The 22995-nt window shown below is 42.5% G+C and carries 20 protein-coding genes; 6 read left to right on the forward strand and 14 right to left on the reverse strand.

Annotated elements, in window-relative coordinates:
• Positions 1 to 12 precede the first annotated feature (12 nt).
• The 10 genes from M2135_RS10330 to M2135_RS10375 all read right to left on the reverse strand — a co-directional run bounded on the left by M2135_RS10330 (position 13) and on the right by M2135_RS10375 (position 11609).
• On the reverse strand, positions 13 to 2457 hold the full coding sequence (locus M2135_RS10330; RefSeq protein ID WP_280748424.1) for a glycoside hydrolase family 9 protein: 2445 nt from the start codon (positions 2455 to 2457) through the stop codon (positions 13 to 15).
• A gap of 43 nt (positions 2458 to 2500) precedes the next feature.
• Positions 2501 to 2680, reverse strand: a complete 180-nt coding sequence (locus M2135_RS10335) for a hypothetical protein (RefSeq protein WP_280748425.1) — start codon at positions 2678 to 2680, stop codon at positions 2501 to 2503.
• A gap of 108 nt (positions 2681 to 2788) precedes the next feature.
• Positions 2789 to 2920, reverse strand: coding sequence for a hypothetical protein (locus tag M2135_RS10340; protein ID WP_280748426.1), 132 nt, complete (start codon positions 2918 to 2920; stop codon positions 2789 to 2791).
• Between the two features lie 86 nt (positions 2921 to 3006).
• Positions 3007 to 4590: a RagB/SusD family nutrient uptake outer membrane protein gene (locus tag M2135_RS10345; protein WP_280748427.1), complete on the reverse strand. Its 1584-nt coding sequence runs from the start codon at positions 4588 to 4590 to the stop codon at positions 3007 to 3009.
• Positions 4591 to 4602: 12 nt separating this feature from the next.
• A complete protein-coding gene (locus M2135_RS10350) occupies positions 4603 to 7782 on the reverse strand; it encodes a SusC/RagA family TonB-linked outer membrane protein (protein WP_280748428.1) in 3180 nt (1059 codons plus the stop codon).
• 489 nt (positions 7783 to 8271) lie between these two features.
• Positions 8272 to 8820, reverse strand: a complete 549-nt coding sequence (locus M2135_RS10355; RefSeq protein ID WP_280748429.1) for a DJ-1 family glyoxalase III — start codon at positions 8818 to 8820, stop codon at positions 8272 to 8274.
• Between the two features lie 18 nt (positions 8821 to 8838).
• Positions 8839 to 9666, reverse strand: a complete 828-nt coding sequence (locus M2135_RS10360; RefSeq protein ID WP_280748430.1) for an energy transducer TonB — start codon at positions 9664 to 9666, stop codon at positions 8839 to 8841.
• A gap of 34 nt (positions 9667 to 9700) precedes the next feature.
• Positions 9701 to 10111 carry a biopolymer transporter ExbD gene (locus M2135_RS10365; RefSeq protein ID WP_280748431.1) on the reverse strand — a complete coding sequence of 137 codons (411 nt, stop codon included), beginning with the start codon at positions 10109 to 10111 and terminating at the stop codon, positions 9701 to 9703.
• A gap of 38 nt (positions 10112 to 10149) precedes the next feature.
• Entirely contained in the window at positions 10150 to 10866 is a 717-nt protein-coding gene (locus M2135_RS10370; RefSeq protein ID WP_280748460.1) for a MotA/TolQ/ExbB proton channel family protein, read from the reverse strand.
• Positions 10867 to 10889: 23 nt separating this feature from the next.
• Positions 10890 to 11609 carry a pyridoxine 5'-phosphate synthase gene (locus M2135_RS10375; RefSeq protein ID WP_280748432.1) on the reverse strand — a complete coding sequence of 240 codons (720 nt, stop codon included), beginning with the start codon at positions 11607 to 11609 and terminating at the stop codon, positions 10890 to 10892.
• Between the two features lie 86 nt (positions 11610 to 11695).
• On the opposite strand from M2135_RS10375, the gene M2135_RS10380 reads away from it, so the two are divergent.
• Genes M2135_RS10380 through M2135_RS10395 form a run of 4 tightly spaced genes read left to right on the forward strand, consistent with a single transcriptional unit; the run spans position 11696 to position 13971 of the window.
• A complete protein-coding gene (locus M2135_RS10380; protein ID WP_280748433.1) occupies positions 11696 to 12355 on the forward strand; it encodes a CBS domain-containing protein in 660 nt (219 codons plus the stop codon).
• A 12-nt stretch (positions 12356 to 12367) separates the two neighbouring features.
• Positions 12368 to 13243: an NAD kinase gene (locus tag M2135_RS10385; protein WP_280748434.1), complete on the forward strand. Its 876-nt coding sequence runs from the start codon at positions 12368 to 12370 to the stop codon at positions 13241 to 13243.
• A gap of 10 nt (positions 13244 to 13253) precedes the next feature.
• Positions 13254 to 13553 carry a nitrous oxide-stimulated promoter family protein gene (locus M2135_RS10390; RefSeq protein WP_280748461.1) on the forward strand — a complete coding sequence of 100 codons (300 nt, stop codon included), beginning with the start codon at positions 13254 to 13256 and terminating at the stop codon, positions 13551 to 13553.
• A 7-nt stretch (positions 13554 to 13560) separates the two neighbouring features.
• Complete coding sequence (locus tag M2135_RS10395) at positions 13561 to 13971, forward strand: secondary thiamine-phosphate synthase enzyme YjbQ (RefSeq protein WP_280748435.1); 411 nt, start codon at positions 13561 to 13563, stop codon at positions 13969 to 13971.
• A gap of 870 nt (positions 13972 to 14841) precedes the next feature.
• Here M2135_RS10395 and M2135_RS10400 read toward each other — a convergent pair.
• The 3 genes from M2135_RS10400 to M2135_RS10410 form a co-directional block, all read right to left on the reverse strand.
• A complete protein-coding gene (locus M2135_RS10400; RefSeq protein WP_280748436.1) occupies positions 14842 to 15324 on the reverse strand; it encodes a YkgJ family cysteine cluster protein in 483 nt (160 codons plus the stop codon).
• Positions 15325 to 15411: 87 nt separating this feature from the next.
• Positions 15412 to 16689 carry an O-acetylhomoserine aminocarboxypropyltransferase/cysteine synthase gene (locus M2135_RS10405; protein ID WP_280748437.1) on the reverse strand — a complete coding sequence of 426 codons (1278 nt, stop codon included), beginning with the start codon at positions 16687 to 16689 and terminating at the stop codon, positions 15412 to 15414.
• A gap of 65 nt (positions 16690 to 16754) precedes the next feature.
• Positions 16755 to 18086: an MATE family efflux transporter gene (locus tag M2135_RS10410; RefSeq protein WP_280748438.1), complete on the reverse strand. Its 1332-nt coding sequence runs from the start codon at positions 18084 to 18086 to the stop codon at positions 16755 to 16757.
• A 75-nt stretch (positions 18087 to 18161) separates the two neighbouring features.
• Between M2135_RS10410 and M2135_RS10415 the strand changes: the two genes are divergently transcribed.
• Positions 18162 to 19052, forward strand: coding sequence for a TIM barrel protein (locus M2135_RS10415; RefSeq protein WP_280748439.1), 891 nt, complete (start codon positions 18162 to 18164; stop codon positions 19050 to 19052).
• Positions 19046 to 20260: an alpha/beta hydrolase gene (locus M2135_RS10420; protein WP_280748440.1), complete on the forward strand. Its 1215-nt coding sequence runs from the start codon at positions 19046 to 19048 to the stop codon at positions 20258 to 20260. Before M2135_RS10415 ends, M2135_RS10420 begins: the two co-directional genes overlap by 7 nt.
• A 10-nt stretch (positions 20261 to 20270) precedes the next feature.
• On the opposite strand, the gene M2135_RS10425 is transcribed toward M2135_RS10420, so the two are convergent.
• Positions 20271 to 22958, reverse strand: coding sequence for a 4-alpha-glucanotransferase (locus M2135_RS10425; RefSeq protein WP_280748441.1), 2688 nt, complete (start codon positions 22956 to 22958; stop codon positions 20271 to 20273).
• Between the last annotated feature and the right edge of the window lie 37 nt (positions 22959 to 22995).

The raw sequence follows: 22995 nt of genomic DNA on the forward strand, positions 1-22995 counted from the left end.
TTAGATTTTTATTTAAAATTCAGAGATCAGTGAGAACCATTTCGAAACCGGACCACCCCAGACTTCTTTATAAGTCGCCGTATTAAACTGAGGCCAGTAAGGGGTGTCTTCATTGAAACGCGACTGCATACCCACCGGAATTTCACCGACCGTTTCACCGGGCAATGCCGTATATTGCTGCATATAATTACTTCCTTCGCCCCAAATCAACGATTGTCCGAACGGATTCTTTCCGACAATCCAGAAGAGTTGTTGTTCGGCAATGTTCATCAGTTCTTTATCTTTCAGGAATTTTCCGCAAAGTGCGGCTGATTTTCCGGTAGCCAGATGAACGGCAGCATTACCCTTGAAGGAGAACCAGACAGGGAATACACGCAGATAATGTTCATTATCCAATTTGACTCCATTTTCCAATTGTTCCTTATAGTCGGCATCAGCACCCCGGCGGATTCCAACTTGTACGACATAGAAGTTTGCCGAATCTTTTACCTCATCAATATGATATACACCACTTGGAATCATTCCGTAAGGTTGTACATACTGCATGATGTTTTTCAGATATTCACCGTGCAACTCAATCGCTTTTGCCCAATTCTTATAATCAGGGTGGTTGGGTTGTGTTTCACAAAGTGAAGTCAATGCCATCATATAATAATGATCGCGTGATTGATGTGTATAGTGAACGATCGATTTCTTTTCCAGATCACGATAGAAGAATCCACGTGTTTTATTTTTATCTTTCAGAGGCTCTGTGCGTTGACACTGAATGGTGTATTTAATCGCTTCAGCCGCTTTGTCTGCATAATATTTCTCACCGGTTAATTTATAAAGCATTGTTGCCGCCCAGGAGATATTAGCCATATACTGGCTTTGTGAGGCCATTGCGGCATGGTCGCCACCACCGCCACCTTGCGACAGTTCGGCAAAACCAAACTCATTATATCGTTTTTCAGCAAAGGCAAAATCTTCTTTGGCCACTTTGCGCAGATGTTCTTTCAACATCAGATCTTTTTCAATGGTCATAGATGCATATGCCTCAATACCTGCAAAAACAAAGTTCTCAAATGCCCGGTCATGTACTCTGACACGACGACGACCTTCATCATCCTTCGTATCAATAAATCCGTCGGTCCAAAGGTTGGTGCCCCATGTCTGCACCCTGAAGCCGTCGCCAAAGCGTGTTTTCAAGATATAGTCGAGTCCCCATTGTGCCTCTTCCATTAAGCGCAAATGGAGATCGGTATTGTTTTTCTCTTTTGCCCGATTGGCCATCTCAAACATCGAATAGGCAATCTCGCCGGTCTGTAACGTTTGCTGTGACATATCGGCTGCATCGTGCCAGCCTCCGTTTACCGTAAAACGCAATCCGTTGTGCTCCCCGTTCAGGTCGGTATGGCAAACGCCATGTTTCTCCGGAACAGGATATCCACAACGTTCTACAAACATAAAATTCAACATACGCCAGGCCGAGTTATCCCAAAGATCCCGGTTGATATAAAACGGGTATGTAGTTACATCTCCCACCTGAAGCAGATATTTCCCTTCGCGTTTGAATTCACTGAAATCAATTGTTTCGAATGCTCCGATAGTTGTTTTTGCCGGCTTGATATCTCCCTCATACACGGTCTGATAGGTCGCATAGTCGATCAATTGGAACTTACCGTTATGGTTCTTCACCCGTATGATCGCCGATTTATCACTATCCACACGATATCCGGATGTCGAGAATATAATCCGCTCCTCCGCCGGTTGCCATCCGCTGACAGTTTCCGGGTTTTCTATCGTTTGCAGTTCAACAGCATCTATCATAAACTTTAGGGAGTCGCCCATCGTCCGTTCTTTTCCGAATACTTCAATGGCAAATGATAGTTTGGTGACTTTATCGCGAGCCAATTCCGTCATTTCAACAAAGCAATCATTCCATTGTCCGTTGATCAGATTCATTTCATGATACCCTTCACGGCCGTATTTATCCGGTACTTTTATCTTTCCGTCATTCTCTACATACAGGTTCAGATAAATGCTTCTCGCCCCTTCACATTCGGGATACACACGTACACGAATACGATTATATTTTTCCCAGTTCTGACCGCCTACTTCGTACATGGCCATAGAAGTACCGAATCCAAGTCCCCAACCCAGAAACTCATCCACGGTAGTCGGAGCGACCAACTTCAGACTATGTTTACCGGTGATACTTCTTTCGTCTGTCTGGTAAAATCCTCCAATGCCTTTATGCGACCATTTACTCATATCCTCCATATCACAGAGCATGTCAGACTTCAATATCTTTTTCTGTATACCGAAAGTCTCATATGATTTACTATAATCCAAAGGAAGCGGACTATGTACGTATCCTGTATTACGGATATCTTCTTTTAATTTTTCATCAATCTGAGCAAATACCCCTGTGGCACAACATGCCAGAGCAAGCATCATTCCTGTTATTCTTTTCATATATCTATCAATTATTCATTTGTTTATATTTTCCATCAGTGTTTTAAGCGTGAGCTGTTTTGTCAAACTGCGAATATTCACGTAATAAGGCATAAGTCGTTTTTGCCCAGGATTGATGCCCCAACAGATTAATCTGTGGGGCAATCCTGATCCTCTCTTTCCGGCAGACAGCAACGATCTTCAGAACATCATCTGCCAGTGTCAAAGGATTCGGACTTTTCAATTCCGGGTGGCTTTGGTAATCAAAATTCTAATCTATCCGTAGAATGAATGGATTAAAATCTGCCGAAGCCAGATCTTCTTCAATAAATTTCAGGAACAGATCCACCTTCTACACCGAAGGGGTGGCAATAGCCAATCCCCGTTCGGGTAGCATGGAATCAATAGCGACAACATTATTTTGAGCGAACGTTGTCACTTGCATTATACCTGTACAAAAAAATAAAAAAAGAGTTTTCTTCATAAATATCCGATCTGACTTGGGTTAACGAATGAGTAGCGAAAGGGGAAGCATCTGTTGTTATAAGATGCTTCCTATATTTTCTGTTTTTAGATATTCGGTTTATCTATATCCCAGAATAAACGAGTTGCACCGGTATCAGGACCTCCGAGCAGCTTAACCGCTTCGGCATAACCAGTCGGATTCTCATTGAATTCATTTACTGTAAAAGTCAGACGACGTACACCTAATTCAGTCGGTATTTCGCCCTGGCTTTCGTTTAGAAGAATCGGGAACAATTTAGGATAACCTGTACGACGCCATTCCGCCCAAGCATTTGCTCCTTCCGGGAAACCGGCAATCCACTTTTGTGTAATGATTTTTTCTAATCTTTCTTCATCTGTTTTCGCATCTTCCCATTTTGGAGAAACTTTGCTTACAGCCGGAGAATTAAAATCTTCACGAATTGGATCTACCCAATCTGCTGGTAAGTTTGATCTGCTGGTATAGTCGCCTGCCGATACACCCCATTGTGAGAAAGAAGCATTGATTCCTTGTTCGTAGAATGATTGAGCACTTCCACCGGCATCCCAGCCTCTTAAGGCTGCTTCTGCTAATAGAAAATAAGCTTCTGCGGCAGGAAATAATACACCGGATTGTTCTTTCTCAACGTTTATCTTCGAAATAATTGGTTTATATTGATCTGCCAATACATCCAGATTAGGTATTCCTGTACGGACACCTACTACGTTACCTCCACTTTTGGGTACACCATATTTCGGTAATCTGGGGTCATCATATCCTTCCAGAATAGATTGCATATTCGCACTGATAAATATATCATTATATTCATGAGAGATGGTAAATAATGGATGCTTCCAGCTATATCCGCTAATAATATAACTGTCTGTACTGCCCATTACGCCTTGTGGAGCTTTAATGGCTGCCTCAGCTTCGCGTTTAGCCCAGTCAGCATCATATTTAACAATACGCATCGCCAGGCGCAGACGTAATGTATTACCAAACTTAGCCCATTTGTCGAATTTACCATTATAGCACATATCGAACTTAGCAAAAGAGGCAACCGGTTTAGAAGCAGCGTCATCCAATACACCAACAGCCTGTTCCAGTTCCTGGAAGAAAAGTTTATAGGCATCTTGCGCTGAATCATATACACCTCCTGTCATGCTTTCACCATACCGGGAATAAATAACAGGGCCAAATTGGTCAACTACCCGAGACATGGCAAAAACTCTGAGTATGGTGTTAATAGCATCAAAATGAGCATATGTTTCATATCCCAGGTCTTTACATTTCTCGCTCACCTTTAATTGGTTGACCATAACCCCACTGTAGGTTAAAGACCAAAAAGAATCATTCCAGTCATTATTCAGGAAGTAGGTTTGATTATTGATACCTCCCTTAAAATTACTTGGGGTAGCCATATAACCTCCCCATATATCTGCACTCAGATTTTGAAAGGTTTGATATTGATAACCCCAACCTCCGTAATTAAAATAGATTGACTGTTGAATACGAGGGAAGTGCATCCCTATAATATTATTGTCTTGGGTCAATTCATTATCTGTAACTCCAAAAGGAGATGTATTCATCTTATCAAAGCCATCTGTACAAGAAGATAAAATAGCAACTGCTGACAGAGTAGCTAAAGTATATTTTATGATCTTTTTCATATTATTACCGAATTAAAAATTAACTTTAAGATTGAACCCGAACGAACGACTACTTGGCATCCCGAATACATCTACTCCCTGCAAGCTGTTTCCAACAGAAAGGGAACCATCCGGATCATAAGGTGCATCGTTTTTGAAGAAGAATAAGTTACGTCCTATTAAAGAAATATTTGCTCCTTTAATAAATCCGATAGAATTAATTATACTGCGAGGTAAGGAATAGCCGATAGATAATTCGCGAAGACGAATATTCGTAGCACTGTACACATAATGTTCAGTGATACCGTCACGTCCTCCGACTTTGTTATAAAAAGCATCTACGTTTTCGAATACTTTACCGTCAAAACGTACCCCTCCTCTGTCTCGATCAATTCCGGTAATCTTACTTACTCCATATTTATCTAATTCAGCTTCAGTTAAAGAAAGAACTTCTCCTCCAAAACGTCCGTCAATTAAGAAATATAAAGAGAAATCTTTATAAGTAAAGGTATTTTGCCATCCAAGATTGAAATCGGGAGATGTGTTTCCTAATTTCATCAAATCTTTCATTTCAGGTATCGGCAAACCTTTGTCATCATATTGAATAGTGCCAGCTTCGTCACGCTTAAACGTTCTTCCATAGAAATCACCGAAAGAACCACCTTCTTCTAAACGCATTGTATAGCTATTGCTACCACCTCCACCGATATTGAAGTAATAATCAGGTAATTCTTTTACTAATTCTTTTACTTTATTACGGTTTAAAGAGAAGTTCACTCCTGTTTTCCATCTGAAATCACCAACCCATACAGGTGATCCTCCTAATACGATCTCAATACCCTGGTTTTGGATATTACCCGCATTCATGTAATAAGTAGTATACTTTGATCCGGAAGGAGCTGACAACGAGAAGAGCTGATTCTTCGTGTTTGTTTTATAATACGTAAAATCAAATTCTAACCGGCTTCCAAATAAACGCCACTCGGTTCCAACTTCAATAGATGTTGTCATTTCAGGCTTTAATTCGCTAAATGGTGCTGTTGAGTTATAACTAATAACTCCACCACTTCCAACACTATTAAGCGGGTTACTTCTATATCTGGGCAGTCCATTACCTACTTTTGACCAGGCGCCTCTGATTTTACCTAAATTGATAAATTCCGGTAATTCCAAAGATTCATTAATCACATACGTAAGACCTACGGAAGGATAGAAGAATCCTTTGTTTTTATATTTGGTAAACGCTAAAGTAGAAGTCCAGTCATTACGTGCTGTCACGTCTAAAAATAACCAGTCACGGAAACCTACTTGTCCGGCAAAGAACACAGCTTGTTCTTGTGCATGATACTTATTCATAGATGGTGAACCTCCATTTAAATCCATATTTCCAACAGTGAAAAGGTTCGGATTGTATAAACCACCCGGTCTGGAATCTAATCCTAATGATTTACCTTTATCATCTTTTATACTAGCTCCTATGGTTGCGTTAACAGTAAAATCTTTGAATGATTGTTGATAGGTCAACATCGCATCACCATATAAGCTCAGGCTATTTGATTCTGACACCAAATAGCGACCGTTTGTACCACCGGCTAAAGAAGGAGTTGTCCCGGCGTACATTTTCATTTCATAATTATCGGTAATAAAATCCGCATTACCACGTCCCTGTATTGTGAAATGGTCATTGATTTTATAAGAGAGAGTTAAATTTGCAATTGTACGGTAACGCTCATCTTCATTAGGTGTTTTATTGATCAGCCAGAATGGGTTTTGTTCAAATGTTGTCGGTTCGGTGTACCAGTTTTGCAGGTACATATTTCTTCCTGTATCCATATACTGATAGTTCTCTTTGTAATAAGCAAAAGATTCACCACCATATACACCACCTCTTGGGAAGCGATAAACGCCGACTAATGGATTCATATAGAATCCCCCCGGAGACGGACGGTTTTCCACATTTTGATACAATAAGTTGATATTCGCATCAGCAGTTAAGCGTTTGTCGAAGAAACTTGCCGTTTCACGGAAATTAAAATTATGCTTACTTAATTTACCATTATCTATGACACCTGTACCATACGTATTCGCGTAAGAGAAGTAGGTTTGCATCGTTTCCGATCCGGCACTTAATGCCAGTGAATTGATGGTTGTGAAACCTGTTTTAAAAAGATCTTTCGTATAATCAGGACTTCCATTGATTTTTATGTATTCATCCGTATCCGGTTTTTTACCCCAACTGGTTGTTGTGCCTCCATAACTACTCTGGAATTCAGGTATGCCATGTACCGCATTTTCCCATGTGGTATTCGAATTAAAGGTAATCTCTGTACGACCTGTACGTCCTTTTTTCGTCGTAATTACAACGACACCGTTTGCAGCAGAGCTACCATACAAAGCCGCAGCAGCAGGACCTTTTAAGATATTCATGCTTTCGATATCATCCGGGTTTAGGTTGGAGATGCCATCACCACCATCCCTGTTTCCAGCATCGTTTTGACCACCGAGAGTTGTTGCTGTTTGATTATTAGAGGAACTATTGATGGGTACACCATCGATTACATATAATGGTTGGTTACTTCCACTAACCGAGCGATTACCACGGATAACGACCTTAACTGATCCCCCGAGTCCCGAAGCACTTTTATTAATCTGTACCCCGGCAGTCTTGCCTGCCAATGAGTTGATCATATTCGGATCTTTGGCGCGGGTCAGTTCGTCTCCATCTACAATTTGTGTAGAGTAGGTCAATGATTTTTCCTTTTTGACGATACCCAAAGCAGTCACCACCACTTCGTCTATACGGGCTACGTCTTCTCCCATCTGCACATTAATTACCCGTTGGTTACCAACAGGCATTTCTGTTGTTGTATATCCCAGGAAAGAGAATGCGAGAATAGCATTACTATTGGATACATTTAATGAGTATTCTCCATTCATGCCAGTAACTGTACCGTTTGTAGTTCCTTTGACCACAACGTTTACCCCTGGCATCGGATCGCCAAGTTCATCTGTAACGGTTCCTGTAACAGTAACCGCTTGTTGACTAACAGTCAATACCTCGTTCCCAACAACTGGGATAATCTCATCGTTTATAACGGTGTTGGCCATAGCAGTTCCTCCGCTAAGGACAAATACAAAGCAAAGCGATCTTACAGCGAACGATTTTTGAGTGAAGAGAATACTGAGTTTCTTTCGAATTGTGTGTAATTCCATACTTTAATCTGTTTCTAATTTATAATCTAAGGTAACAGCTGTATAAAACAGCAAAAGTTTAATTAATTGAGTTTCTTCCACTTTATTAAGTGTGTTTTCCAAGCGTTTTCACATAGGCATTTTTTTTAAGTTATTATTTAATAGTATAAATCGACTAAGGCTAATTCTCTCCAGAATTATCTCAAGTTATTTGTGTTTTTTTAGGCGAACAGGGATCTTCTATCCCTAAAGCAACATCACGAGTCTTTTTCTTGGCACAATACTATTTATAAATTCCTTATATCGGGTTTGATTGCTAACATAAAAGGTTTAAATTCTATCAAGTGATTTATTGTTAGATATTTAAGTATAGGGTGAATTGTCTTGTGATTTCTCTTATTAACACGAAATAGTTGCTATTTTCTTCTTGTTCGATAATTTCAGACATAAAAAAACCCAATTGATTTGTCTAAAATCAATTGGGTGCTAATTGTATTTTTTTTGAAAAAATCAGGCGAGTAATAACCCTGCCGCTACCTCATCAGCCACTGTTTTGCCTTGCAATGCCTGAACAATAGCTAATCCGAAATGAAAGACCAGTCCTGGACCTCTTCCGGTGATGACATTGCCGTCTGTTACAGCGGGTTCTTCAACGACTGTTGCGCCGATCAGTTGAGGCTCAAAGCTGGGATAACAGGTTGCTTTACGCCCTTTCAGAATACCCAGTCCGCCTAACACTAAAGGAGCGGCACAGATCGCAGCTACAATTTTTCCACTGTTATACTGTTTGATCAATAACTCTTTCAAAGGTTCACACGCATTCAGATTGTTGCTGCCGGGCATACCGCCGGGAAGGATCAAAATATCAGCATTTGAAAAGTCTACGGTTTCAAACAATCCATCTGCTTGAACAGCGATCCCATGAGCACCTTCTACTACCGGTTTTCCGGTTATGGATACGACTTTTGTATCGATACCTCCGCGACGTAAAATGTCTATTGTTCCAACGGCTTCCATCTCTTCAAAGCCTGTTGCCAAGAATACAAATGCTTTTTTCATATTGTTGTGTTTGAATGATTATCTCAACTGATAAATATATGTAATCGTACCGCTTTGATTATTTGCACCGTTGATACTATTGAACTTTGCACGGCCTGCAGCTTCCAAGGCGCTCTTGCGCATGGAGGCGTTGTCAATATTCGTACCTCTGCCGATAATGGCATTAATCACATTGCCTTTTGGGTCAACTGTAATATTAATCACAATCCGACCCTCTTCCTGTATCGTATAAGCCGGAAGAGGCAGATCACCCGAGCCGATCGAACGTCCATCCAGATTAAACGATCCTTTTCCACCAACCCCTTCATTGTCTCCCTGGTCGGAGTTCCCAAAGGGACTGCCCTGGTTTCCGGTACCCGATGCGGCATCTCCCAGGCTAGTGCCTTCTGCACTACCAATACCAAAGGCTCCGGCTACGCGGTTGCTGATCTCCTGCTCACGGCGACGTTGTTCTTCTGCCAGACGTACCCGTTCGGCTTCTTCTCTTCGCAAACGTTCCTTTTCAGCTTCTTCCCGTTTTTTTCGTTCTTCTTCCCGGCGTTCAGCTTCTCGTTGTGCGTTGTTCAATGCGACCGACTCTTCCTGATCTTGTGTAATCAATTCTTCCTGTTGATTATTCGCTTGCGGAGGAGTAGGAGGGGGAGTGACAGGCGTACTGATCTCTCCCGTATAACGCGGTTCGAAAGTACCGGCAGCCGCATTCAGATTTCCAAAATTCACCAAGATTCCCTCTTCTTCATCCGGTACGATCGTTTTGAGTACGGTGAACCATAGAAGTAAAAGGATCAATGCATGAAACCCTACTGTTCCAACCAGACTAAATATGTCATCTTTTGTATATTTCATACGCTTCTCAATACCTCACTTTAACAGGCTCTTTCTATCGTTGAGGACGGGTTGCCAGTACCATCCTGAATTTATTTTCGTTGGCGATATTGAGTATTTTTACAATTTCTTTATAAGGGACTGTTTCATCCGCATACAATGCGACAAACATTTCCGGTTCTTTGATATAACTCTCCTGTAAAAAAGGAGTGATATCCTCAAAGGCGACCCTCTTCTCCCGTTGATTGCCAAACGCTACATAGTAGTTCAGGCCGGCATCGATCGTTACCCTTGTTAGCGGTTTAGCCGCCGTTTGTTTCTGGGCCTGAGGCAAAGTCACCTTGATCGCATTCGGTATCACCACTGTTGAGGTTACCATAAAGAATATCAACAATAGAAAGATGACGTCCGTCATGGATGCCATACTGAATGCTTCGTTTATTTTTGTTCTTCTTTTTAATCCCATGACTTTCTAATTGACAATTGACAATTGATAATTGACAATTAATTTGCAGGTTCGTTCAATAAATCCATAAATTCCATCGTGCGGGCTTCCATCTTATTGACCACATTGTCGACCTGGGATACCAGATAGTTGTAAGCAAATAAGGCGATGATACCAACGATCAACCCACCGACTGTTGTCACCAAGGCTTCATAAATACCATTAGACAGTAATGATACATCGACATTCGTGCCGGCATTGGCCATATCGAAGAATGCACGAACCATCCCTGTGACCGTTCCGAGGAATCCAAGCATCGGCGCTCCGGCAGCAGTTGTTGCGATTAAGGGAAATCCTTTTTCCAGTTTGGCTACTTCAAGGTTCCCGACATTCTCAATCGCTACCAGGACATCATTCATCGGACGTCCTAACCGCGTAATTCCTTTCTCGATCATACGTGCAGAAGGGGTATTTGTTGTACGGCAAAGCTTCAGTGCCGAATCCACTTTCCCTTCATGTATATAATCTTTTATACGATTCATAAATGTTTCATCTTCTTTTCCCGCCCGGCGGATTACCAGTAACCGCTGGATGAAAACATATATTGCCATAAGCGACAATAACAATAAAACAACCATAATCCATCCCCCTTTAATCGCCAGATCCAAAACATTTATCTGTGCTTCTGTGGGAACTGTCGTTATTTCAGTGATCTCAGGCATTTGTTCTGCCAATTGTTCGCCTACTACGGCTTGTAGGGATAGTAAAATACTCATCATTCCGTTTTATTATTAATTGATTACTTCTTGTTCAACTGTTGTTTATATAAATCGATTGTTTTCTCTAATCCATAATATAATGCATCACAAATCAAGGCATGACCGATAGAAACTTCATCCAGCCAGGGGATATGCTCACTCAACCAAGCCAGATTCTCCAAATTAAGATCATGTCCGCCATTCACGCCCAGACCGAGGCTCTTGGCCAATTGAGCGGCTTCGACAAACGGTTTTACCGCTTCTTCCCGGTTGATTGTATACTGACTGGCATACGGCTCTGTATATAATTCGACCCGGTCTGTCCCGGTTTTTGCCGCCCATTTGATCTGCTCCGGATCGGTACCGACAAACAAGGAAGTGCGTATTCCATACCCTTTAAACTGATCGGTCAGTTCATTGAGTTGGTCAAAATGAGCCTGCACATCCCATCCGGCATTCGAGGTTATAGCATCCGGTGCATCCGGCACTAAAGTGACCTGTGTCGGTCTGACTTTCAATACCAGATCGACAAACTGTTCACAAGGATATCCTTCAATATTAAATTCGGTCTTAATAAGCGGTTTCAATGTGTAAACATCGGCATAACGTATATGCCGTTCATCCGGCCGGGGATGTACGGTAATTCCCTGAGCACCGTAAGTTTCACAATCCAATGCCACTTTCACAATATCCGGCATATTACCGCCTCGTGCATTACGAATCGTTGCTACCTTGTTGATGTTTACACTTAAATTTGTCATTCGTTTACTATTAAATCTTTTTCTTTGTTTACATTTGCAATAAATGTATCGGCAAATTTAACAGGATTTGGGGAATATATAAGACAATGTTAGCGAAAGATTTCATAACAAAAGAAATTCCGGTGTTAAAAAGTTTTGACACTGTAGAGTACGGGTTATCCCTGATGGACGATTTCAAACTCAGACATCTTCCACTTTTAGAGGAGAATACTTACCGGTGTCTTGTCTCGGATAAAGAGTTGTTAGCTATATCCGACCCTAAAGTAACAATAGGCGAACCGGTTTTGTTTGCCCCTTCTGTCAAAGAAAACGGTCACCTGCATGAGGTATTGGCCTTAATGACTCGCTATGGGTTAAGTCTTTTGCCGATTGTTACGACAGACGGACATTATCTGGGGGTAATTACCCGGGATCGGCTGATCGATGCTTTGGCCGAATTATGCAACGCCGACAGTAGCGGCAGTGTGATCGTTCTCGAAATGCTACCGCAGGATTATGCACTTTCCGAAATCGCACGCATCATCGAATCCAACAACGCACATGTTCAGAACTTACTTTCCTATACGGATAAAGATACCGGGCGGCTGATTATCACGATAAAAATTGATCTTGAAGACGCCTCTCCAGTCATTCGTAGTTTTGAACGTTTTAATTATACCGTTCTCTATCATTTTATGGAAAAAGGGATGGTAGACGAAGCCTTGCAGCAACGTATGAATGAACTGATTCATTACATCAATATGTAATCATTAAAAAACATGAAAATCGGGATTTTTGGCAGTGAACATCAGGTTGAAAAACAGTTGATCATCAAACGTTTGTTTGAAAAACTACAGGCGTTGGAGGCCGATGTGTTTGTCGACTATACGTTTCACAGCTACCTTGCCGGATGTTTGAATTATTCTCCATCCATCAACGGCATTCTGCGCGAAGAGCCGTTTGATCTGGATCTGGCGTTAAGCATAGGCGGAGACGGTACGTTTTTGAGAACAATCGCCCGTATCAATAAACAAGATATTCCTATATTGGGTATTAACACGGGGCGGCTCGGTTTTCTTGCCGATATCGGCAGTAATGAAATCGAAGAGGCGTTGGAAGAGTTGTTCAAGAACTACTATAAAATAGAAGAACGAACATTACTTGCTCTTCAGACCAAAGAGCCTGTTTTCAAGGGATATAATTATGCCTTAAACGAAGTGGCCATTTTAAAACGGGATACTTCATCGATGATTACCATTCATACTTTCTTGAATGAAGAATATCTGACCTCTTACCAGGCCGACGGTCTGGTCATTGCAACACCTACAGGATCAACAGCCTATTCGATGAGTGTGAACGGACCGATCATCGTTCCGCAAAATAACAGCCTTGTTCTCAGTCCGGTTGCTCCTCATTCTCTGAATGTCAGACCATTGGTTATTCCCGATTCATCCGAGATCACTTTAAGCGTAGAGAGCCGTTCGGGTAATTTTCTGATTGCTTTGGATGGTCGTTCGGAGATATGCCCCACAGGCATGACATTCCAGGTGAAAAAGGCCGACTATGGAGCCAAAGTCATCAAACGTTATAATCACACTTTTTATCAAACCTTACGCGAAAAACTCATGTGGGGTGCTGATACCCGTATGAAATAATCAACGAATGATGGCTGTTTCACGCATAATCCGGGAAAAAGAGACTGTCGAACGTATGATTCGTTTGTACTGTTCAAAAAAGGAGAAAAACAGTGAACTATGTTCCGAGTGCCAGGCGCTTCTTCAATATGCACAAGCCCGTCTGGATCATTGCCCGTTTGGAGAAAACAAAAAGGCGTGTAAAAAATGCTCCGTGCATTGTTATAAGCCGGCTATGCGAATTAAAATGCAGAAAGTCATGCGTTTCTCCGGCCCACGGATGATTTTTTATCATCCTGTTGCTGCTATCAGGCATCTGTTCAATAAATAATCCCATTATGGTCACACAAGCCGAGTTCAATTTACGCCCACGAAGCCGAGGTTTTCATCTGATCACTGAAGAAATCATGCGCAACCTTCCCGCTCTACCTTCAAATGGTCTATTACATTTATTTATCAAACATACATCTGCTGCCCTTACCATCAATGAAAATGCAGATCCCGAAGTGCAGACAGATCTGGAGTCCATCCTGAACCATCTGGTTAAAGAGCGTGAACCTTATTATCAACACACGTATGAAGGAGATGACGATATGCCAGCCCATGCTAAATCATCTCTTATCGGAGCCTCGGTCAGTATACCGATAACCGGACAGAGACTGAATCTCGGGACATGGCAGGGGATTTATTTGTGCGAATTTCGTAATCATGGAGGAAGTCGAAAGATTATGGCTACTATTATCGGATAAGTGTTTGTGATATAAATAATGGGTTTTGAATGGAAGAATACTTGAAGATGCAAAATATAGTGACCAGTGCTATCTTGGCTCCTCTCCTGGCCAGGAGAGGGGGACCGCCGCTTGCGGGGGTGGAGAGGTTGTGTTTTAAAGTTAAATGTCTATTACTAAAATACTTGCAATATTCTCAACCACTCCACCGCTGCGGGGCAGCGGTCCCCCTCGCCTGTTCAGGCAAGGAGCAGAGAATGTCCACTTACTAATTTTGAAACCTTCCAATCTTACACTATTTGAAACTTATACGTTATTACTCACGTTAATTATACTGATCGACATTCATTCAAAAGCTTAGTTTTACATTATACATTTGTTCTTCCGAAATCCACAAAGTTACAATCTGTCAGTTTTACCATTTTGTCATTTTAACCCTTCCGACAATCGTCTATTCGAATCCCACTACAACACTGTTCGGAAAAAACGGAAGGATTTGGAGGTTGTTTTTTTAATAGGCGTTGATTATTATCTTCTCATCTCAATTTATTTGCTCTGAAAAAAAAGTGAATCTGGAGAAAAATGGCCGGTTTTGGTGTTACTTTTTTGCCCGTTTTCGACCCCTTAAAAAATGATCTGCATGACTTGGTAGAGTTATTTAGATGTTTTTCCAAGGTTATCTAAATGATTTTAAAAATTATTTAGATCAATTCAGTGAACGATGCAGAAGAAATAGGCAAACACCAGCGGTTTTTTGGTAGAAATAGAGGAAAAAGCCTCCTGTTTGAGTAAAAATAGTCAAAGTGCGAGTTGGTTCAAACTTCGTTTTGTGTGATTTTTGTCGTTAATTGATTTGTTTTGGCGACAAAATGATATTATCTATTGTTAAGTTTAAAACTCTTTTTTTAGTCGTTCGAGTATCTCAAAAACGGCCGGGCATGTTGCGGCATTCCGAACGGTGAGGGATGCGATCTGGAAAAATTTCTTGCGATCGGTGTGGGGATATTCCCGGCAGGCTTTCGGGCGGTTGATATAGATACTGCAATAGTTGTCGCTACACAGAAAAGGGCAAGGCATTTCTTGAAAAACATAATCGTTGTCTTCGTCGATACGTAAGTAACGGCTGACGACCTCCTGCGGTTTGAGGCGTAATGTCGTAGCTATTTTTTCGATATCGCGGTCGGTCAGGCGCGGGCCTAATGAGCGGCAACAGTTGCCACACTCCAGACAGTCGATCTCCTCAAATACCTCTTCATGAAGCGCCTGCATGGTGTCGTCGAGTTCACGTAAACGGTTTTTACGGATCGATTTGAAAAATTGACGGGTTTCTTTTTCGACTTTTTGCGCTTTTTCAGGAAGGGATTTCAGATCCATGGGGGGAATAAATGATGAATGATGAATTATGAATGATGTGAGTGCGTTCTTTCCCCTCTCTTGTGGAGAGGGGTTAGGGGAGAGGTGTTATTTCAACGCTTGCTCAATATCAGCAATAATATCTTCTGCATGCTCTATACCAACAGAAAAACGGATCAGGTCGGGAGCGATTCCGGCTTCTTTTAACTGTTCGTCGGTTAACTGACGATGGGTATGGCTGGCCGGGTGTAAGACAGAAGAACGGGCATCGGCCACGTGGGTGACAATGGCGATCAGTTTCAGGCTGTCCATAAACCGGATAGATGCTTCACGGCCGCCTTTCAATCCGAATGAGAGGACGCCGCAGGAACCGTTCGGCAGGTATTTTTTTGCTAACGTACAATATTTGTTGTCTTCCAGATCGGGATAGTTGACCCAGGCTACATGTTCGTTTTGCTTGAGCCATTTGGCTACGGCAAGTGCATTTTTACAATGCTGAGGCATGCGCAGGTGTAATGTCTCCAGGCCGAGATTGAGCAGGAATGCATTTTCTGGCGCCTGGATGGAACCGAGATCGCGCATGAGTTGACTGGTCGCCTTGGTGATATATGCCGCTTTGCCGAAAGTTTTGGTGTAGGTCAGTCCGTGGTAGGACTCATCCGGTTGGCAGAGTCCGGGGAATTTATCTGCATGCGCGTCCCAGTCGAAATTTCCACTGTCGACGATACATCCGCCTACTGCCGTGGCGTGTCCATCCATATATTTGGTGGTCGAATGGGTCACGATATCTGCACCCCATTCGAATGGACGGCAATTGATCGGAGTAGGGAAGGTGTTGTCGATAATTAATGGAACGCCGTGTGCATGAGCTATACGGGCAAATTTTTCGATATCTAACACCATCACTCCCGGATTGGAGAGGGTTTCTCCGAACAACGCTTTGGTATTCGGGCGAAACGCTTTACTGATCTCTTCCTCGGAAGCATCCTGATCGACGAACGTACATTCGATCCCCAGCTTTTTCATGGTCACAGCAAAGAGATTGTAGGTTCCTCCATAGATACTGGTTGCCGTCACAAAATGATCACCAGCCTCACAAATATTGAAGATGGCGTAGAAATTTGCCGCTTGGCCGGAGGCGGTCAACATACCGGCGACTCCACCTTCCAGTGCTGCGATTTTTGATGCTACGGCATCGTTGGTCGGGTTTTGCAAACGGGTATAAAAATAACCGCTTTCTTCGAGGTCGAAGAGGCGGGCCATCTGTTCGCTTGTGTCGTATTTGAAGGTCGTACTTTGATAAATCGGTAAGACGCGAGGTTCTCCTTTCTTAGGTTGCCACCCTGCTTGTACACACAGGGTTGCGGGTTTGAATTGATTACTCATAATGATGGAATTATTAAATAAATTTTTGAGTGAATGAGCGCAAATGTAAGAAAAATCATCCGGTTTTACTTTAAGATCCTTTTTTGCAACAGGCGGAACCAGATAAAAGAGACAATGCCTTTGAGTGCACTGGAGATGCTGATAGCCCACCAAACACCGTTGACCCCAAGTCCCATTCCTGCAAGAACGATCGCAATAGGTATGCGGAGTGTATTAAATGTGACGCTGATAATTGCCGGAGGAATGGTACGCCCCGTACCGTAAAACAGTCCTTGCATGGTGATTTCGAGCATCATGAAAATCATAGAATACCCGTCGATGCGAAGAAAAATACCTCCGGCTTCATACGCTTCGCGTTCCGGAACAATCACGGAAAAGAGTTCGCTGCCGAAGAACACGAAAAGAATGGTACAAAAAAGGCCGAATACGGAGGTCATCTTTAATGTCGTATAGTAGGCGCTTAACACCCGGTCTTTTTTCCGGGCAGCAAAATTCTGGGCAACAAAAGCACTTAGTCCGGTACTGAATCCTTGTGAGGTATTCCAGGCGATTGCTTCAATCTGTCCGCCGGCTGTCATGGAAGTGACTCCGATATGTCCTCCAAACGTCGAGGCTGTACGGGTCATCAACAGGTTTATGACGGCAAAGAACGTATTCAGCATGGCTACCGGTAAACCTAATTTTAAAATACGACGGGTGTAATTGCCTTTGAGACGAACAAAGAAAGGGAATCCTCCGAATAAACGGCTTCTGCGTTTGAGTTGCCAGATAAAAAGCAGACAGACCGTACCCTGAGAAAGCCAGGTGGCACAAGCCGCTCCATTTGTTTCCAGATTGAATCCAAAGATCAACAAGGGGTCAAGAATCATATTGAGAATCAATCCTGCAGCATTGATGTAAAATGGGATTTTACTTAGTCCTGCAGCATTATGTATACCGGTAAAAGCATAAGAGAGAAAAATGAAAGGGAAAGCAGTTGAGACGATCCGGAGATAATCGGATGCTTTTTCCGAGATCGCTGTTTCCAGTTTATATAGTCCGACTATCGGATCGGCAAAAGTAAATAAAACGATTCCCCAACAGAGCGAAAGAAGCAATGCGATGGTCAGGTTATGTGAAGAATAATTCCGGGCATCGCTGGTGTTTCCGGTACCGATACTTTGTCCGACGCTGACTTCAGCGCCAACCTTATTTAATAAGGCGATGGAACTGGTCATCCAGGTCAGGATTCCTACTGACCCGATTGCAGCAACGGATTCGCTACCTAATCGGCCAACCCAGGCCATATCGGTCAGGGTGTAAGCCATTTGGATAAACGAAGTTCCCATGATTGGAAGAGCCAGGTTGAATAGTTGGCGCGTGATAGGCCCGTTGGTCAGGTTCTTTGTTCCTTGCATTCTTCGGCTTAATTTGGCGCAAAAGTAAGAATTAATTCCTTACCTTTATTGCGAGTTAATCTAAAATAAAATACAATGACAACGCGACGGGATTTTTTGAAAACGGGGGCAGCACTGGCTGCACTTTGTGCGGTGCCGAATGGATTTACCGCATGTTCTTCTACGCCGAAAGAGAAAGCGATAGGAGTTCAGCTATATAGTGTACGCGAAGAACTCCAGAAAGACTTTGACGGAACCATGAAAGCTTTAGCTGAAATAGGGTATAAACGTTTTGAATCGTATGGTTACCGCGACGGGAAATTCTTTGGGAAAACTCCCAAGGAGATGAAGCAGTATATGCGTGATTTGGGTGGACAGATGACCGGATCGCATACCGGACTGCCTTTATTGGGTGAAGGAGAACAAACGGAACAATGGGATTCCTGGAAAAAGAATGTAGATGATACGGCAGAGTTGGGTTGTAAGTGGATCGTTCAGGCGAGTTATCCGGCAAGGCAAATTCAACAGATTTCGGATGTGAAAAGGCTGGCCGACCAGTTTAATCGCTGTGGTGAAATAGCCCAAGCTGCCGGTTTGAGATTTGCTTTTCATAATCATGTCGATGAGTTCCGTATATTGGAGAATGAGGTTCCGTTCGATGTGATGCTGAACCATACGGAAAAAGGGTTGGTCGCTTTCCAGATCGACACGGCACAAATGGTCTATGGCGGATATGCCTGTGACGATTATGTCAAACGCTATCCGGGTCGTTTTGCAAACTGGCACCTGAAGGATGCCAATCCCGATGGAGAAGGGAGTACGGAATTTGGTAAAGGATTGGTTGATTTTGAAGCCTTATTTGCTGTCGCTGATATGGCTGTGTTGGAAGATTATTATGTTGAGCAGGAACGTTATAACATGACTCCATTGGAAGCGTTGAAGTATGATTTTGACTTTCTGATGCATGCACCTTATGTCAAATGGTAAAACAGATTAAGTATATATTTTTATTGACCCTGTTTCTGGTAGGCAGTTTCAGCTGCCTACCGATATGGGAGTTGCCACCACATTATCCTTTGCCTGAAGAACCGGATGAACCTTATCTGGTCGCTATTACAAACTCGGTTGAACTTAACCGTTTTACGGTTGCGGAGCGGTTGGGCGCTGATCCGGAAAATAGCAATCTGCAACTATTGCCCGAGCAAGAGATTCAGGTAGACGCATTGCGTTATCGGACAAAAGATCCGCAAGGGAATCCGGTTGAAGCCTCAGGAATCGTCGCTTATCCGACATCGGGAGTGATACGCGGTGTGATTGTCGGTGAACATTATACCATTGCGGCCGATCGTGAATCGCCTACAATACAGATGATCTCTGTAGAGGCGGCATTGGCAATGTTTGGTTATGTGGTGATTTGTCCGGATTATCTGGGGTTCGGTGCTACGGTGACGTTGCCCCATCCTTATCTGCACGCCGAGAGTTCGGGGCGGGTTTCGGTCGATATGGTTTTTGCCGTCAGGGAGTATATGAAGCAGTTGGGGAAAGCGATTGATTACCCGATTACTGTTGTCGGTTATTCGCAAGGGGGCTATGTCGCTTTAGCATTTGCTCAAATGGCAGAAGAGCGATATGCGGAGCAGCTCCCGATTAATTTTATTTTTGCCGGAGGAGGACCTTATGAACCGGAGGTGATGATGGATCTTTATATTATGCAGAATGATATCGATAAGCCGTCTGTCGTTCCGTTTACGATTGTAGGATTGAATTATGCCGATCAGCTGAATCTGGATTTTTCTCAGATATTTCTGGAACCGTTGCTTTCGAACTACGACGCATGGTGTGTCAGTAAATTGTATTCATTGGGACAGATCGATCGGGCTATTGGTTCTCATCGGATGTCGGATTATATGCATCCGGATATGTTTACGCCGGAACTGAATCCGGAATTCAGAAAACTCTATACTTTTTTAAGGGAAAATTCAGTTATCGACTGGCGACCAAAGGCGCCGCTCTTGCTTGTTCATGGCACAAAAGATGAGGTTGTGCCATTTGTCAATGCCGAACATGCCATGCGTGCATTTCAATCAGCCGGATCTCAGGTTGAATTGATTGCGGTTGAGGCAGACCACAAAGAAACGGCTGTCAGTTTTTATCTGGCGGTATTGCAGCGATTGGTCTTTAATACCGAACAATAATGTGTTGTGTCTATTTTCTTTCTGTCTGATGGATTAAGGCTTTTATCTTATTGTTGAATTCATCGGCTTGAATCAATTTTTCCAGCGAAATATGCATACGATAGCGCCAGTAATGCATAGGATCGGCAGGGATATTAATGCGTTCGGATGAAATATCTTGCTGTTTGATGGAATCGTCAATAGCAAACCAATCTTGCATGGGTATGATTGTTAACATCGAATTGCTCATCAGGTGATTGTGGATGATTTGCGTAGCCAGTTCAGCAGTACACTCCCCGGGTGCATCTCCGGAATATCCTAATATGTCGGTATAATAGCGTTGTGTCTTATGACGATCTTCCTTCCACCAGTTGCGGATAGGTGACATATCATGTGTGGAAGTTGTACATACCGATAGGTAGGGCAGGTGTTGCAGGTCGGTAAACTCACGCTCGGATGTTTTCGGCATGCGTTCAATTTCCAGACTGAGGATTTGCAGTTTATTCATCACTTCGGGTACAGATTGTGGAATCATTCCCAAATCTTCGCCACAGACAAGCATCTCGGTACTATTCATCAATGGGATCAATCGTTTGTAGGCCTGTGTTTTCCAGAATTCATTATGGCGATGATAAAAGAAGTCCCAGTATAGCTGATCGAAAGCGTAGCGCTCTGTGGCGCTTAATTCTTTGTAGATATAAGATGAACTGGCAGATATTCGTGGATGAAATTTGGATTGATCACGCGGGTCATGAAGGAAAAGGACTTCGTTGGCAATCGCATATAATCCATTTTTTATGATCATGGATTTTTCATCTGTTTTTCCTGCGAATAAGTCTGTTATTTGATGTTGTGTCTCACAAAAAGGTTTCAATACCATATGATGTGAAGACGATTGTATCAGGTAGGTTCCTTCAACTTCTTGCGTGTATTCGCCAAATAATTCGGCGAGGAATGTACGGTTGATATGCGGAGTTGTGAAACGGACTTCGTCAAAAGGGAACCCGTATTGTTCTATTTCATCTCGGGATAACGGGAGTGCAGGATAAAAATGTCCGCAAAGTCCCTGTATATAGTCGGTCGGTATTTCCCAAATCCGAAAGAAGCCTAAGATATGATCGATTCGGAAACAGTCAAAATAGTCACTTAGCTTATGGAAACGTTTTTTCCACCACGCAAAATGGTTTTTCTCCATTTTATCCCAGTTGTAAGTCGGGAATCCCCAGTTTTGTCCGATCAGCGAGAAATCATCCGGTGGTGCTCCTGATTGGCTGTCGAGATTGAAGTATTTAGGTTCGGTCCAGACTTCAATACTGGTCCGGTTGACCCCGATAGGCAGGTCTCCTTTTAAAACAACTCCTTGGCTACGTGCGTAGTCGGAGACGGTTTTAAATTGTATATGTAAGATGTATTGAAGGAAGATGTAAAAAGAGATTTCGGGCCAAGCTTCGTGTTCCGGTCGGCAAAGCTGATGAATCTGATTTGGGTTATAGGAACTGTATTTCCCCCAGTGATCAAAATCAGATGTTCCGTACATATCCCTTAAGTAACAGTAACTGGCATATGGGATCAGCCATGTTTCGTTATCGGCGAAGAATGATTGAAATGCTTCTGTATGTAGGATTTCAGTTCCTTGCTGTTTGAAAAAATCACGACAGTAATCCATTTTACAGGTAAGGACAGCCTCATAGTCGACATTTGCTTTTGCATTTAACTCCAATTGTTTGGCGGCATATCTCCTCATTTTATCTGTATTGTCTAATTTTCCCAACCCATGTAAACTGATGTATATAGGGTGTAAAGCATAAATGGATATGGCGCTGTAAGGGTATGAATCACGCCAACTGTGAGTCATGGTCGTGTCGTTTATAGGTAATATTTGAATCAGGCGTTGATCTGTTTTTTTGACCCAGTCAATCAATAGGTGCAGATCACTGAAGTCTCCAATGCCAAAACTCTTTTCGGAGCGAAGAGAAAAGAGAGGAATAACTGTGCCGGTACATTTCCAATCGAACTGTTTGTCGCGGAAATATAAACCGGAAATAACAATAGTTTCATTTGATTGCTGTACAGATGGGTTGAATACTCTGTTTGCTTCTTCTTCCCATTGAACCGTTTGAGGTGCATTGTTTGTACGAATCAGAAATTTGTATTCTAAAGGAAAACTGATCCGATTGGCATCTAACTCAATAGACCATAAAGGAGCATATGGGCAGTGTAAGGTTAATGCATGATCAGGGTTCCAATTGCCCAGGTAATTTTGATTACCGGAAATGGCTACTGTTTGATTTTTTTCTATTTGTGGGGCAAATACCTGAATGATTATTTTCCGGTGACTGTTTACCGTTTGTTCGTTGCCCGAACAAGGATGTGCAAACCAACTTTTAGTAAAAGCAGAGGTGTAAAAAGAATGGTTGGCAGGACGGATTTGCCAGTGATCATATAGGGTGTATTGTTGTTTATTATCAGTGAAATCTATGCGATGATTCTTTTCCCACTCCTCAAAGATCTGTTTTTCATTGATACAAAGAAAATAGCGGTATTCAATGTAGGAGGTTTCCGGGGAGATCTCAAGCTGTAGCTGCCAATTACCATCACCGATGTAATGCATTTCTTTGGCTAAAGTAGGCTCCCATAGACCTAATTCTTTTGTTGAACCGACGATGCATATACGTTGTCCCCATACCGTATGGAAATTTATATTGAAAGTGACTTTCATCTGATGATTTTGTTGATTAAATGACGTAAAGGTATAA

It is taken from the genome of Parabacteroides sp. PF5-9 (genome assembly GCF_029893105.1).
Classification (GTDB): Bacteria; Bacteroidota; Bacteroidia; order Bacteroidales; family Tannerellaceae; genus JARXWG01.